Below are 16080 nucleotides of genomic sequence, written 5' to 3' on the forward strand. Positions count from 1 at the left end.
GACATAAACGCATCATCGTTCTGGTCTGAGCCAATTGAGGCAAGGTCATCTTCGTCCACCGTAAGTGGGACAACGTTGTCAATGGTTGGAACGTCATCAGTAATCGTGACGGGAATGGTCGCGGTCGTCGTATCGCCATCAAAATCTGTTGCAATGATTAGGAAGTTCAGAACTAATTCATCGCTGTTTAACGCATGATCCACCGGACCTTCTAGACGGAAGTTGTATGTGCCGTATGCATTCACATTCATGGTGAAGACAGGGTTGCCATCCGCGGTAGCCACGTAAGTAAAGCTGCCATCGACATTCGCAGTCTCTACCAAAGTAACAGGCTCACCTTGGGAGGTTAATCCCGAAACAGGATCAGAAGTTGAATCAAGTTGATAGCTCACCACACGGTCTGAACCTTGAGTAGTCGTAAACGCGCCTTCCACAAACACAGCGTCGCTTTGGTCTGAACCAATGCCTGATAAATCATCTTCGTCTACAGCCAGAGGCACAACATTATCGATGATTGGTGCATCATCCGTAATGGTGACTGGAATGGTCGCCGAAGTCGTATCACCATCAAAATCGGTGGCAATAATTGGGAAATCAATCGTCAGGCTGTCGCTGTTAGCTGCATGGTCAATCGGGCCTTGCAGCGTAAAGTCGTAAGTACCATCTGCTGCTACATTCAACGTGAAGACAGGATTGCCATCTGCGGTCGCAACATAAGTAAAGCTGCCGTCGCCATTCGCGGTTTCCACCAAGGTAATCGCCTCACCTTGAGACGTTAGCCCCGCAACAGGATCAGCCGTTGAATCCAGTTGATAGCTCACCACTCGGTCAGAGCCTTGAATAGTGGTAAACGCGCCTTCAACGAACACAGCGTCAGTTTGGTCTGAGCCCACGCCGCTAAGGTCATCTTCATCGACACTCAACGCATCCACCGCTGTGATGGTCGGTACATCATCAACAATCGTGACTGGAATGGTTTCAGTAACGGTGTCGCCATCGAAGTCGGTTGCGATAATTGGGAAGTTGAGTGTCAGCTCATCACTATCCACCGCGTGATCAATTGGCCCTTCTAGCGTGAAGTTGTAAGAGCCATCAGTATCTACTGTCAGAGTAAATACTGGGTTGCCACCCGCAGTCGCTTCATAAGTGAAACTACCATCACCATTTGCGGTTTCTATCAGTGTGACAGCCACGCCTTGCGATGTTAAACCTTCCACTGGTGTTGCTGAAGCATCGAGTTGGTAGCTCACCACTCGGTCAGAGCCTTGTGTGGTAGTAAAGTTGCCATCAATAGAAATTGGATTGCTTTGGTCTGAGCCAATTGACGCTAGATCATCTTCATCAACCGTAATGGTGTCGACGTCGGTAATCACAGGCTTATCGTCCACGATTGTCACTGGGATAATGGCATTTGTGGTGTCGCCATCAAAGTCTGTTGCGATGATTGGGAAGTTGAGTGTCAGCTCATCGCTATCTACCGCGTGGTCGATTGGACCTTCAAGCGTGAAGTTATAGCTACCATCAGTATTCACCGTCAGCGTAAAGACCGCTTCACTACCCGCTGTCGCCTCGTAAGTAAAGCTGCCATCAGCGTTTGCGGTTTCAGTCAGCGTAACTGCCACGCCTTGTGATGTAAGGCCGTCAACTGGTGTTGCAGAAGCATCAAGCTGATAACTTACCACTCGGTCAGAGCCTTGTGTGGTGGTGAAGCTACCATCAATAGAAATCGGGTCAGTCTGGTCCGAACCAATCGTGCCTAAATCATCTTCATCAACAGTAATCGCATCAACATCGGTAATAGTTGGCTTATCATCCACGATGGTAACAGGCAATACGATTTGGCTTGTGTCACCATCGAAGTCTGTAGCAATAACGCTAAAATCAAGGGTTAAGCTGTCGCTATTTGCCGCATGGTCAATTGGACCTTGCAGCTCAAAACTGTACGAGCCGTCGGTATTCAAAATTAATGTGAAAACTGCACTGCCATTTGCCGTTGCGCTGTAGGTATAGCTGCCGTCTGCATTTTGCGTTTCGGCAATGGAGACGGTTTGACCTTGAGATTGCAGGCCATTTAAAGGATCAGCGTTTACATCCAACTGATACTGTACGACGCCATCAGAACCCTGAGTCGTCGTGAACTGACCTTCAACCAGCGTTGGCTGTGATTGGTCAGAGCCTACCGAACTTAAGTCATCTTCATCGACGGTAAGAGCAACAACGTCGTTAATGGTTGGCACATCATCAGTAATGGTAACCGGTAGAACAAGTGAACTGGTGTCACCGTCAAAGTCCGTTGCGACAATAGTGAAGTCTAGAGTTAAGCTATCGCTACCCGCAGCATGATCGATTGGACCTTCAAGGGTAAATGAATAAGAACCGTCAGGGTTCACTTGTAAGGTGAAGATAGCGTCCCCTTCTGCCGTTGCAGAATAGGTAAAGCTGCCATCTGAATTGGTTGTTTCCGTCAGAGAGATAGATCGCCCCTGTGATTCCAACCCATTGAGTGGATCAGTGCCGATCTCTAATTGATAACTTACGACACGGTCTGAGCCCTGAGTCGTCGTGAAGTTGCCTTGCGCGAGCACAGAGTCGCTTTGATCGGAGCCGATGCTTGATAAATCATCTTCATCGACGGCGAGTGCATCAACGCCATCAATCGTAGGAACGTCATCTTGAACTTGAATGACAATTTGCGCCGCTTCTGGTGTGTTCGAACCGTCGGTAATCGAGGAGCGATCACCATCCGCATCTACTGCGTAAACTGGCAGTGAGAAAGTAAGCGAGTCATCGTTAGCACCCGTATGGTCAAGTTGTTCATACAAGTTGAATTGGTATTCGCCCAATGCAGGCGCATCAATCGCCACATCAAATACGGTGATACGCACACCATCCAGCTCGATGAAGCCTTCGTAAGTACGTACGCCGTTACTCTCGGACGCTAGTTCTAGTTGAACAACCTGCCCTTGAGATTGGAGTTCTCCACCAACATTGAACTCTGTAGGTTCCAACTCATAGTGATCAATGATGTCACTTCCGACCGCTGTCGTGATCGACCCAGTACCACTTGTTACTGCCGCGCCTTCCTGTGAACCTTGGTCAACCCCCGCCTCGTCTAAAGACAAGCCCGTCACGTTCTCAATCACTGGATTATCGCCATCGAGGATGGTCATCGTAAAGGTGTTGCTTGCCGTATCTTGGTCGAAATCGACGATTGTGGTTGGCAAAGAGAGCTCAATCGTATCTTCACCGTTTGCTTGTTCTAACGGCTTAAATTGCTCAAATTGGTAGGTACCATCGGTGTTCAGACTGATGGTTAAGACGGTTTCATTCGAGCCAGCAATGGACAAGGTGATAGTACTGCCGTCTTCAGAGAGTACCGCTTCTGTCGCCTGATTATCACTCAGTAGGCCATCAAACTGACTAAGTCCTTCTTGATTAAACGTGACCGTTGCCAATTGATCACTACCAATATCAACAAAGGCGCCAGTGATTGGTGTAGAAGAAGATTCAACGTTTTCAAAAGTAACGTTTTGCGGCGCAGGATCATCGCCATCAATAACGGTTGTCGTAAAATCGATAGGCGCTTGAATGCTATTACCACCAATATCTGCGCCTGTAATGTCAAAAGCGATATTGATTTGATCACCGACGATAGATACTTGGCCATCAGCGATGGACGCCACATGGTCAATACCCTGGCTAATCGTGGTAACGACCTCTAACTCTAAATCACGGCCTAAAGATGTCGCTTCGATCTCGATACGAAGCACTTCGTTACCACCTTGAGTGCCGATAATGGCATTTTGCGCTTCGTCGTAAACGAACGCCACTGGCTGACCACCAGAGGTAATGTCACTATTTAACTCGGTTAACAAAGACTCTAATGAGGACGTTTCAGGTACAAATGAAGCAGTATCAAGTGCGAGATCCCCTGCTTCAACCAGCACACTAGAAGAAATGGTTTGCGGGTAGCTAGATAGAGAAATTGAGCCTTCTGTTACGTTAGATTGCAGTGACTGCCCACCATCAGCAAAGATCGTGACATTCAAACCGTCATCTTCGTCGCGATCATCTTCTCCGCTGCGAGTCGCAGACGTTTCAAAAAAAGTAGACGCGAGTACTTCCGGGTTATTATATTCAACCGTCACGTAGCCAGCATTAGCCGAGCCTTCAGCACCTGTGCCAGCAGCTGTTGCTTCTAAGATAGCGGTAGGGTCAGCTCCGTCTAAAATAGCTTGCTGGATAGCGGCAATATCGTTGGCGTCGAAGTCAGCACTTCCAATAGCCGTTGGGTCAAAAGTCACTAAGCCATTAACTGGAGATTGTACCAATACTGGTTCTAACGGTTCAGAAGAAGGCACAGGAAGACAAGCAACACAATTTGCGTCGACCAGATAAAGCTCATTATTTATCTGTACGTCGAGAGAGGCATTATTTTCTGTGATAATAATCTCGCCAGGTCTTAACTCATCCCCCGCTTTTATGACCTTAACGTTTCCATCCAGGCCCAAAACCAAAACTTCACCTTTGACAGCATTTACAATCGCGCTCTGCGGTACCGTGTGCGTACTCATCTGACCTCCGCTAATGGCTTACGTTTCCCATTAACCTTTTTAGATAATTTCTTATTAATTTAGTGCGGCATACTGCACACCTTTATACGATTAAACTAAGTATTGAATCATTAAACAATCGATAAATACCCTACTACCGAGCAACATAAGTAAAACTTACTCGTAGTCACAGAAATGTGACACATGTGCTGACGCGTAGATATCGAATAATTATATGAAATTGATACCTTATTCTGATTAAGTGTAGTTGTTTTAAGAAAAGAAGATAGATGAAATCATTCAGCTAAACGCCAGACTGCCGGTTGCGATCAATAATGGAAGAAAAGCAATGAGAATGTTGTATACACCGGAGCGTGATGACATCTTAATCAATATCGGTGACGAAAAAAACGTAACGATTAAATATTGAACAACATAAATTGCAGGACAAAATGCAACGATACAAAAGTGGCTTACGATATGAATCCCCGCACACCACGAGTTCGGTTTTGTTCTGATATACAGCAAAAAAAACACGACCAAGCTAATAATAAAATACATAAACACAGCACTTGAAAATAATTATCATTTTCAATCATATGTAAATATTCCCTTACTTTCAATGGTGTTTGAGCTATTAATGTCATCGTTATTATCAATCAACACAATAAGTAAAATTATCAGTAATTCCAGTCCTAAACGTTTGCGTAATCGCTAACCTTCTCTTAACCTTGATTTGAGGCTTTTATCACGGTTTTTCCATTGATATAGTGCGTCCATACAACAAAAAAAGACCATTCGAGGCATGGAGCTTCCTCATTAATCTCAAGATGAGAAGAATTGGTACCGACAAAATTCGGCAGATTTTAAGAGGGTCAAAAAATGGACATGAATATGGTTGAGATTTTAGGTTATGCAGCTTCAATCATGGTCGCTATTTCGCTAACTATGAAAGATATTGTTAAGCTTCGTATCCTTAACTTTATTGGTTGTGCGCTATTTACTGCTTACGGACTAATGATTGATTCTTGGCCTGTAGTACTAACTAACGGTTTTATAGCTTGCGTTAACATCTACTTCCTAGCAAAAATGCAGCAGGAAAAAAAAAGCCTAGAGCCTGAGAAAGCGCAATAGCATTCAAACAATAAAAGCCCGCAAATCATAAGATTGCGGGCTTTTGCTTTTAACATTCCCTTTCTATCACAGCATCCTTAAACGAGCGCTAACGAACCCAGCTAAGTGCTAATGTTTCTCGACGAGAAAACATGTCCACATGCGATGAAATGATCGCCTTAACCGTATTCAGTTTCTCTTCTGAATCCGCCTCACAGGTTATAGTTAGGCTAGATGCACAAAGGTTAAACTCCGCTTTTCCCGTCGGAAATGTCACCAAACCGCTATTTTCATTCCAAGTAGCGGGAACCTTTCGTCCAAAATGCCGACAAAGCGTCACTAAGTATTTGTCAGCGTGTTCACTATCTATTCGGGTGCTTTCTTTAATCATGAACTTACTCGTTACTTTGAAACGTCCTATGAAGAACCTTGTTAGAATTGATAAGCTGCAGAGAGCTTGAAGTTGCGACCCGGCTCGTAGTCATCAAGCGTGAAGCCACGTGCAGTACCCGAACGAGACGCATGAGAGCTGTACAACTCGTCAAATACATTATCAATACCAAAGGTCACCGACAGTCCATCAATATCAGACGGCACCCATTGAGCGTATAGATTATGCACATCATAACTTGCTTTCTTTGGCTGACCATCAAAGACGTTGTCTTCCTCTAGAACAAACATTGAGTTCCACCCGAAGATCGTTTCTAAAGCGTCTGACTGGTAATCCAAAGTTAGAGCAATGCTATCACCCATATCAATGCTACGCCCATTGCCCCCAGCAACAGGACCACCAGTATTCTTGTTTTTGGTGTCCGACTTAGAGTAAGAAAGTTTGCTGTTAAACTTGTCGTAACCATAAGAAGCACTTGCCTCAAAGCCTTTAATCTCAACATCACCTAAGTTGTAAATCAGGTAAGTTTGAGTCGCGTTTTGGTACTGGTCTGCAATGTAATCATCAATTTCCGTTTGGAATACCGTAATATTCGCCCCAAAGAAATGCTTATCAAAGGTTTTATCAAAACGAACACCACCCTGCGTGTTCAATCCCGTTTCTGGCTTTAACCCATCCTCTAAAAATGCAACGTCTTGGTAAGCAATAAAGGTTTCCATTAGCTCTGGACCTTTAAATAGAGAACGTGCACTCGCAAACAACGTCCAATCTTGCGTCACCGCCCACTCTGCAGCTAGAGCCCAAGTCACATCATCATAATTACTGGTTCCTGTCTCAGCTTTGCGTTTGTAATCATCAAAGCGCATACCTGCGGTAATAAAGAAGGCATCAGAGAAGAAGAACTGATCTTCTACAAACAGTGCGGTTGAAATCGCCGATTCGTCCATAAACTTACGACTACCGTAGTAACTCGAAGACGTTTTATCCATGTAGTCGAAGCCATAAGTGACTCGATTATCAAACTCACCTAACATAACATCTGACTGGAATTTGCCATTCAAACCAAAGTTTTGGTTTTTGGCGGTGTTCTTTGATAAACGGTTCGAGGGCCAACGAGGGGCCATCACCGTTTCGTCACGTTTAATTTCTGTCTCGGTATTATAAAGAGTGACGTTTCCTTGGTGTTGTTCGCCTCGCAACTCGTAACTCAAGGTAACGGTATCGCGGTCATAATCCGTAGGGATAAGTAACTTGCTCGACAGGCTATTATTTGCACTACCCGACATATCAGGACGCGGACTGTAATCTCCACTGTCTCGGTACATGTCATAAGAGAGCTCAAAACGATGGATGTCATTTAGTTCATACCCTAGCTTAGCCAGAATGTTGTAAACATCACCTGCAGCACCATAGGTTTTATTGCCATCACCATCTTCAAAATCATCACGCGTAACGTAATGGCCATAGACCATCGCATCAATGTTTTCGGACAAAAGTCCGTACAGTGTCAACGAACCTTGTTGGTTGTCGTTGGATGCATAGCCGCCATAAACACGCGCACCAAACTTTTCATCGTAACGAAGTAAGTCACGAGCGTCTTTCGTTTCAAAGTAGACCGAACCGCCTAACCCGTTTTGAGTCACAGAGTTATTACCTACCTGAATGTCCGCAGATTTGAGAATGTCAGGGTTCAACGTCAAGTTACCAATATGATGGAACATGCTCGCATGCTGAGAAGCACCGTCAAGACGAATGTCCAAATCGGTTTCGCTCAAACCACGAATCGTAATACGTTGATTCACAGAGTGTGTGCCACCAACATCCACACCGGGAATATCGCGCAGTAAATCAGACATATGATCCGCTTGCTTCAGTGACATGTCGTCCGCAAACATCGACTCAGTGTTGCTGGAAACTTTCGTTCCCCATACAACGACCTCTTCAAAATGTGACTCAGTATCTTGAGCTAAAACAGGGGTTGATAGCGCCATTCCCACTGCAAGGCAAAGGCTTGAAAGCTTGATAGGTGAACAAGCAGGGCTTTCCATAACTTCATTCCTAAATATTAATGATAATAATTCTCAGGTATAATAAGCATGAGTTTTATAAATACAAAGGCGATTTGGTTATGCGAAATCGCACAAGTGTTATGAGGAAGTGTCAAATGCAGGAAGTCACAACAAAACGAACTAAAATTGCCAAGATAGCTTTAACCCAAAGACTAGAGGCGACAGAGAAACAATGGATTGTCACGCAAGGCCAACCTTGTCAAACTCAACTGGCCGAAGGTAAGTTCCTATCATATCAGTACAATGATCAAATTTTTGTTCATGGCGGGCGCTGTCTAGAACTTATTGATTCGAATATTGTTTCTACTGCACACGCCTCACTGCTGGTCACTATTCTTTTAGAAGGTAGACTCTCGTTTGGCTACGACGATTTGCAATTTGATTTAGACGCGAGCGACGGCCCTAAGGGTGTAGTGGTGAACTTACTCAAACCTGCAAATTTTCGTCGTTCACTGCTCAAAGATAACCTCATTAATAAGATCAACATATTGGTTAAGCCCCAATGGCTAGAGGCCCGCCTTGAGCAAAATTGTAGCCATCGAGCCTTTTTTAACTCTCATCAGGCGTTTCAACAGTTGGAGCTTAACCAGACGCTATGCGAGCTGGCTGACACGTTAACAAATAGAGAAACACCGCAAGAGTTCCAAGAGAAGCTAGAGGTCGAAAGCTTGATCTATCAAATATTACATCAAGCCACCAAGCAAATTCCTAAGAATTTCAGTGCTAAAAACAGCAGTATTGAACGACACATTGATGGTCGGATTGAGGATATTGTCAGCTATATTGAAACTCACCTTGATCAAGAACTACGCTTGGAAAAGTTGGCGAGCCAATTCTCAATGAGTGTTTCAAACCTGCAGCGCCGATTTAAACAATCACTTAATATGACCATAAACGGCTACATTCGTTTTCGACGTCTTGAGATTGCTAGGCAACATTTGGAACGTGGCCTAGTGACGATAACAGAAGCCGCCTATGAAGCCGGATACCACCACCCTTCTAACTTCACTTATGCCTTCAAAAAGGCATTTGGTGTGCCACCACATGAAGTGATTAAAGAGTAAGGGGACTCTAGGTAACTGACTGTTATTTAGGAGTGTCTTATCCACAACATCGGTATATACTCGCCTTAAACGTTATGGAGGTTAAACATGAATATTGGTGCTGTCGCGAAGCTCACAGGGCTTTCATCTAAGTCGATTCGATTATATGAAGACAAAGGGATCATATCTCCACCAGCGCGTAGCGACTCTGGCTATCGCGAATATTCAGATAATCATATTCAAGAGCTTAACTTGGTATCACGCGCAAAAAGCGCAGGCTTTTCGTTGCAAGAATGCAAAGAGTTCGTACAACTTGCTCATAACCCCAACCGCAAAAGTAGTGAAGTAAAAGCAAGAACCATGGACAAACTGAGAGAGGTTGAAGAAAAAATTGCACACCTCATGGAGATCAAAACGCAACTTGAAGGTTGGGTTTCTTCTTGTCCTGGAGATGCAGAGAGCCGATGCCCAATCATAGACGAGCTCACCAAGTAAGCCCGCCTATCTATTGATCTCGTTAAAAACGAACTAGCTCGCTTAATGATAAGTACACATGCGCTTACCGTTCAATTCTATGATGTTAAATGGCGTTTCGTAGATGTCCTCTAGCGTAGACGCTTGAATAACCTCTTCAACCGCACCACTCGCCACAACCTTGCCTTTCTTAAGCGCCAATATGACATCTGAGTAACACGCCGCGAAATTAATATCATGAATCACGACCACCATGGCTTTATTCATGTCATGGGCTAACTGCTGCACAACTTTCATGATCTGAAGAGAGTGTTTGATATCTAAGTTATTAAGAGGTTCATCAAGAAAGACATAATCTGTATCTTGTGCAATCACCATAGCAATAAATGCAAGCTGTCGCTGACCACCACTTAATTCATCCAAGTATTTGTCTTGAATATCTTGCAAATCTAAGTAGTCGATCGCTTGTTCTATGACCTCATGATCTTCTTTAGTCAGATTTCCTTTAGAGTATGGGAAACGACCAAAAGAGACTAACTCTTTTACGGTAAACCGCATTGTAATCGAGTTAGCTTGGCGAAGTACTGCCAGTTTTTTCGCTAGCTCTTTTGTGTCCCATTCCGCGATTTCCTTGCAATCAATGATAACACTACCGCCATCTCGCTCCGTTAAGCGCGAGGCCATAGATAACAGCGTGCTCTTTCCCGCGCCATTTGGACCGATAATCGATGTTACCTTGCCCTTTTCAAACTGAGTATTGGCCTCGTCTACGACTTTGTTTGAACCGAAAGCCTTCGTTAATTTGTCTATTACTATCATATTTATACAACTTTGTTTTTCAGCAGCAGGTATAAGAAATACGCACCGCCGATAAAGTTAATTACGACACTCAACGTCGTCTCAAAACTGAACACGTTTTCGATTATCCATTGCCCAGCAAGTAGTGAACTTATGGATAGAAACGAACATCCGACCAATAGCGTTTTATGTTGGTAACTTCGGAACATTTCTCGGCTTAAGTTGGTCACTAGTAAACCAAAGAACATGATTGGCCCTACCAAAGCCGTAGAAATAGCAATCAAAACCGCCGAGATAATAAACACATTTCTCGTCACTTTAGGTACATCAACACCCAAACTTTTCGCATTGTCTTGGTCGAGCCAAAACACATCTAAAGTGCGATGCATCCTAAACAACAACCAACATGCAAACATCAAAGCCGGAGCACTAAAGTAAACCAAGTTCACTTTGACATTATTGAAACTGGCGTACAGTTTCGACTGAACAAATGCATATGTGTTTGGGTCCATCAGCAAAGAAAAGAATGACGCCGCATTGGAAAATAGCTGACCAAAAATCAAGCCGACCAATAGCAACGTAATCAGGTTCTTGCTGCCTTTTGAAAAGTAAAACCCAAACAGCAGTAGCGAAAACGACACCATTACAATGACTGCAATCGCGAAATTGACGTACAAGTTAAGCACCAAGGTACTCAACCCACCAAAAATCAACACGATCAATATTTGGGTTAACACATACAGCGCATCAAAACCCATGATACTTGGCGTTAAAATTCGGTTGTGCGTAATGGTTTGAAATACAAGTGAAGACTGAGCAATGGCCACACCCGCTAGCACTATCGCCAATACTTTAGGAACTCTACGAGACAAAAAATATTGGTAGTTGTCAGCCGTTAGCCCAATACCAATAAACAGACACGCGAAAAGAATCGCAATGCCACCTAGCATCAGGATCTTCGTTGAATCACGCATGTTGCTTACCTCGCAACAACATAGCAATGAATACCACGCCACCCAATATGCTGATCACGATAGAGATTGGCATTTCATGAGGGAAAATAATTAAACGACTCACCAAATCGCAACACAACACTAAAATGGCCCCATACATGGCCGTAAGCGGAATGTTCTTTTTGAGGCTATCGCCATAAAAGTGACTCACGAGATTCGGTACAATCAGCCCCAAGAATGGCAACTGGCCAACAATCATCACGACACTTGCTGACATGATGGACACCAATAGCACGCCAATCGTCACAACCTGCTGATAATTCAAACCCAAGTTAATCGCGAAATCTTTTCCGATACCTACGGCAGAGATCCTTGCGGCAAAAAGATAGCTGAGGATAACCATTGGTACCGCGATGTACAGCAGTTCAAAATCACCACGCAAGATGTTGGCGAAGTTTGCGACTGTCCAAGCATTCAGACTTTGAAGTGCATCATATTTGTAAGCGACAAACGTAGTCATGGATTGGATGACATTGCCGAAAATAATCCCGACAAGAGGCACAAAAACCACGCTCTTAAATTGAATGCGCTGAATAAAGAAAACAAACGCTAGCGTCCCAAATACCGAGATGCCGAATACGAGCCAAAGGTGATTATCATTACCAAAGAAAACCACGCTCAGTACGTAGCCCAACATGGCACATTCGATCGTACCGGTTGTAGAAGGTGCAGCAAATCGGTTCTGGCTGATTTGCTGCATGACAAGTCCCGCAATACTCAAGCCAGCACCAGCAAGCAGTATGGCAAATAAACGTGGTATACGGCTGGTAAAGAAAAGCTCTAATGCTTTCTCATCACCTGAAAAGAGTTGTTGGGGCGTCATGTTTGCCACCCCAACAAATAACGAAACCGTGTTTAAAACCACAAGGGTTAGCAATAACTTCTTCAAAGTTAACCTCTGCTATCTTGGATTACAGTTCAACGGTTTGCTTTATCTCACTGACCATTTTTTCTGTTGCTGTCACACCAGACATCGACAAGTACCACGCGTCCACATCTAAATAAGTGATTTTATGATTTTTATATGCCGCAGTAGCTTTGACTAAGTCGTTATCCATGGATTTACGAATATCGTTATCCGGCGTACCTGTCAGAGAATTTCGGTCAACCACGAGAATATTTTTCGGGTTAGCTTCACGAATAAACTCATAAGAAATGACATCTCCGTGAGTGCCCGTTTTCACGTGCTCAACCGTTTCCAAGAAGCCAAAGTCGTTATAAATGACGCCAAATCGCGACTGGGCACCAAACGCGCTGATGTTGTCACCCATGCTCAAAATCGTTAATGCATCATTTTTGTTCGATTGGTTGTAGTCACGGATTGCTTTGAATTGAGCATCTAGCGCTTCAATTTTCTGCTCTACTTTTTCTTCGATATTAAAGATCTTACCAATATTGCGCCATTGCGCTTGCGTGCCTTCCCAATAGCCTTGGTTCTCTTTCGCCGCAAAAACAACTGTAGGGGCAATTTCACTCAGCTCTTCATATTTCGCAGACGCTCGCGGACCAACCAAAATCAAATCCGGTTTTTGCATGTAGATGGTTTCAAAATCAGGTTCAAACAAACTACCCGCAGAGGTGTAGTTATCTTTGCTGTATTTTGAAAGGTAACTAGGAAGATTAGAAGAGTTAGATACTGCAACAGGATCGATACCAAAGTTGTCCAACGCATCTAGCGGGCCAAAGCCAATCACAACCACACGCTCTGGGGATTGTTCTAGCTCTGTTTGACCCATGTAGTGGTCAATCACAACTTTAGCAGCGAAAGAAGGAGAAACAGTAAATAACGACAGCATAGCCGCACCAACGAATTTTTTCATTTTGTTAAGCCTTAATGAGATCTATTATCATACGCGTTCGCAATATAACGCTACTCTTTAATGCATTCAACAAAATTTAAGGTACTTTACATTAGTTACGTTTACTCAAGACTTAGATATATCAAAGACTTATAAAACCCATCAGTTCCAATACCTGGGCGTATCATTCATGCGCTTCAATAAACGCTTTGAGTGCCAGCTCATCAATAATCTCCAAACCGTTGTCCGTTTTTGTAATCAATCCCTTTTCAATCAAGTCCTTAACTGCACGTCGATAGACTCGGCCTGAGGTACCAAACCGCTCAGCCTCTTGGTTCACTTTATCAAAACCACCAAGCAACTTATCCGTCTGATTACGGACGAGAAGATCATAGGCAATGTTGTAAGTAATGGGATGCAACAAACGATTAGTGTAGATATCCATGGAGTCTTGATAATCCTCAGCCAATGCTGAAGCGAAGAACACCATCATTTGGGGATGATTTTGCAGTGCTTCGGTTAGTTTTTGGATACAGATAACATCAACCTGCATATGTTCATCTGCTATCACATTCCATTGACAAGGAGTCTGAGTGAAGAACTCCATTTCACCATAAATATGATAGTCGCAGTTAGCTTCCCCTAATTGAAAACGTCGTCCATTTGCGGCCAATATGTTCATCGAGACTCGACCTACTGGCACAACATACAAGTACTGAAGTTGCTCACCTTGGCGGAGAATTGCTTCCCCAGTATCAAAGTAACGCGAATTTATTTGGCATTGATAAATCAAATCGCGAAAGGTGGCACTCTTTTCTTCAAGGTATGTTTTGAAGCGACCAGTCGGATAAGGGCTGATTTTCATTTTCTGCTCTCTCAGAAAAAGTTACGGACAACTATTTAAGGTGGATTGTACCCCGTAACTCCAAATAAAAAAGCGACAGTGAGCTGTCGCTTTACATCTATTCTGTTTATGTGACTTACTGAGATAGAGACTGGCTAACGCTGAGCAACCAAGGCTTCTAATGCCGTAATCGCGGCACTCTTCTCACCTTGCATCATTACTTTGGCTTCATCAACGTACTGACCAACACCTTCTTTCACATCTTGTTGATACAGCACCACGTTGTTTAATATCGAAGCCACATGAAGGCCTCGTAGTCGACCGACCGTAAACAGCGCAGAGGTTTCCATATCGGCACCTAAGATGCCTTTCTTGTTCCAATGTTGGCATATTGCATCTTCGTCATCGGTATAGAAACTGTCGTGAGAACGCACCACACCAAAATGATAATGCACTTTTTGCATCGACAAGTAACGCTCAACTTCCTTTAACAGTGAAAAGCTTGCGTAGGCTGGATAAGACGAATCGACATACGCTTTAGAGCCGCCCTCATCTCTTACCGCGCCTTCGGCAATGATCAACTCGCCAAGGTGAATGCCTGATTGCATTGCCCCCGCCGATCCAACACGTACCACATGAGTCACACCGCACTGTTTTAGCTCTTCCACTGCGATGATCATCGATGGCGCACCTATACCTGTACTACACACTGAAACAGGCTTGCCTTTGTAGTTGCCGGTAAACACACGGTACTCGCGGTTTTCCGACACCATTTCTGCATCATCAAATAATGCCGCGATACGATTCGCTCGATCTGGCTCGCCGCATACAATAACGAGGGGAGCGATTTGTGTTTCATCCACTCCGATATGAGGTTGTTTGGCCATTTTTCGTTCCTTACGCAGCAGCGTGCGCTAAGGTTTTATAGCCATTGCGCTTAGCGCTACGAGCCCACTCACGCGTGCCATTGGCAGCGATGAACATAAGAATCGCGTACTGAACAGACATTGCGTAAACACCTTGCGTCGCGTAGATACCCACACTGATAATATTAATCACGACCCATAGAATCCAGTTTTCGACGTATTTACGTGTCATCAGAATTTGTGCAACAACAGAAAGTACTGTCATGGTCGCATCCCAGAACGGAAACGCGTCAGGTTCAAGCACCGGTTCAGCCAAGCCAGCACCAAAGAGATTCAAGCTATCAACAGCAATGTTTGCTAGCGCAAAGAAAAATGGGTCGATATAGATCGTTAATAATGCGATACATGCAACGCTAATAGAGGCAGTAGTAATAAGTTTCTGTTTATTTAACCAGCGAACCTCCAGCGTTTCACCTTGTGCGTTTGGACGAGTCCACGCATACCAGCCGTAAATGTTCGCACAGAAGAAAAACAATTGAAGAAGCAATAATCCGTATAACTGAATTTGAAAAAAGATAACGGCAAAAAGCGTGACATTCAGCAAACCGAATAAGTAGTTGATGGTTTTTTCTTGGCTGGCAAACCAAATGCAAAGCAGTCCAAAAACGGTACCGAAAGCTTCGATCCAACTCATTGCGTAGCCGTCGCCAATCGGAATGTTAACGAGAGTATTATTAATATCGAGTAAGGCAAAGAGGTCCATAACATGTCCTTTATTATTTTGTTTGGAATACGCTTATATTAGAGCGTGATCCCCAACAAAAAGGAGGACATTTGTCCTCCTCTTGATGCACTCGATCATAATTCAGTTCAATGTTTACTTGAAAGCAATAAATGATGCTATTGAACGGTGTTGGAAATAGACGTGCCTATGAGTCCAAGCCTAGATAGCGTTTTTTGAATGCAGAAGCTGATGCAAATAAAGCTGACGCCAAAAGTGTAATAATAAAGCCAATTGCGTACTCAAATGCTTCATTAACCAGTAGCTGATAGCAGCTCACAAAAAAAATCAATACAACTGTAATAACATTAACTCGGTGAAACCAAGGGTGTTTTA

At 43.9% G+C, this 16080-nt stretch carries 13 protein-coding genes; 3 read left to right on the forward strand and 10 right to left on the reverse strand.

The annotated features are described in order from the left end of the window. On the reverse strand, positions 1-4574 hold a 4574-nt coding region (locus tag R7Z10_RS03560), incomplete at its 3' end, for a retention module-containing protein (protein WP_318104127.1). An 861-nt stretch (positions 4575-5435) separates the two neighbouring features. Here R7Z10_RS03560 and R7Z10_RS03565 point away from each other — a divergent pair. After that, positions 5436-5687, forward strand: a complete 252-nt coding sequence (locus R7Z10_RS03565) for a YgjV family protein (protein WP_005376619.1) — start codon at positions 5436-5438, stop codon at positions 5685-5687. Between the two features lie 88 nt (positions 5688-5775). Here R7Z10_RS03565 and R7Z10_RS03570 read toward each other — a convergent pair whose 3' ends face one another. Then, a complete protein-coding gene (locus R7Z10_RS03570; RefSeq protein WP_005376622.1) occupies positions 5776-6057 on the reverse strand; it encodes a DUF2218 domain-containing protein in 282 nt (93 codons plus the stop codon). 41 nt (positions 6058-6098) lie between these two features. Further along, positions 6099-8105, reverse strand: a complete 2007-nt coding sequence (locus R7Z10_RS03575; RefSeq protein ID WP_005382608.1) for a TonB-dependent siderophore receptor — start codon at positions 8103-8105, stop codon at positions 6099-6101. A gap of 116 nt (positions 8106-8221) precedes the next feature. On the opposite strand from R7Z10_RS03575, the gene R7Z10_RS03580 reads away from it, so the two are divergent. Then, positions 8222-9190, forward strand: a complete 969-nt coding sequence (locus R7Z10_RS03580) for a helix-turn-helix domain-containing protein (protein ID WP_005376626.1) — start codon at positions 8222-8224, stop codon at positions 9188-9190. Between the two features lie 87 nt (positions 9191-9277). Continuing rightward, positions 9278-9664 (forward strand): Cu(I)-responsive transcriptional regulator, encoded by a 387-nt coding sequence (cueR, locus tag R7Z10_RS03585; protein WP_005376627.1) that lies wholly within the window; start codon positions 9278-9280, stop codon positions 9662-9664. A 42-nt stretch (positions 9665-9706) separates the two neighbouring features. Here the strand turns inward: cueR and vctC are convergent, their stop codons facing one another. The 7 genes from vctC to pnuC form a co-directional block, all read right to left on the reverse strand. After that, entirely contained in the window at positions 9707-10462 is a 756-nt protein-coding gene (gene vctC, locus R7Z10_RS03590; protein ID WP_017635379.1) for an iron chelate ABC transporter ATP-binding protein VctC, read from the reverse strand. A 2-nt stretch (positions 10463-10464) separates the two neighbouring features. Further along, positions 10465-11415, reverse strand: a complete 951-nt coding sequence (vctG, locus tag R7Z10_RS03595; protein ID WP_262649603.1) for an iron chelate uptake ABC transporter permease subunit VctG — start codon at positions 11413-11415, stop codon at positions 10465-10467. Continuing rightward, complete coding sequence (gene vctD / locus R7Z10_RS03600; RefSeq protein WP_318103986.1) at positions 11408-12343, reverse strand: iron chelate uptake ABC transporter permease subunit VctD; 936 nt, start codon at positions 12341-12343, stop codon at positions 11408-11410. The genes vctG and vctD overlap by 8 nt, the downstream gene beginning before the upstream one ends. Before the next feature lie 22 nt (positions 12344-12365). Continuing rightward, complete coding sequence (locus R7Z10_RS03605) at positions 12366-13274, reverse strand: siderophore ABC transporter substrate-binding protein (RefSeq protein WP_005376635.1); 909 nt, start codon at positions 13272-13274, stop codon at positions 12366-12368. 163 nt (positions 13275-13437) lie between these two features. Further along, positions 13438-14118 (reverse strand): Crp/Fnr family transcriptional regulator, encoded by a 681-nt coding sequence (locus tag R7Z10_RS03610; RefSeq protein ID WP_318103990.1) that lies wholly within the window; start codon positions 14116-14118, stop codon positions 13438-13440. A 134-nt stretch (positions 14119-14252) separates the two neighbouring features. Then, positions 14253-14984, reverse strand: coding sequence for a nucleoside phosphorylase (locus R7Z10_RS03615; RefSeq protein WP_017635382.1), 732 nt, complete (start codon positions 14982-14984; stop codon positions 14253-14255). A 10-nt stretch (positions 14985-14994) separates the two neighbouring features. Beyond that, positions 14995-15726: a nicotinamide riboside transporter PnuC gene (gene pnuC / locus R7Z10_RS03620; RefSeq protein WP_318103993.1), complete on the reverse strand. Its 732-nt coding sequence runs from the start codon at positions 15724-15726 to the stop codon at positions 14995-14997. Positions 15727-16080 lie beyond the last annotated feature (354 nt).

Source organism: Vibrio sp. Vb1018 (assembly GCF_033338775.1).
GTDB classification, from domain to species: domain Bacteria; phylum Pseudomonadota; class Gammaproteobacteria; order Enterobacterales; family Vibrionaceae; genus Vibrio; species Vibrio alginolyticus.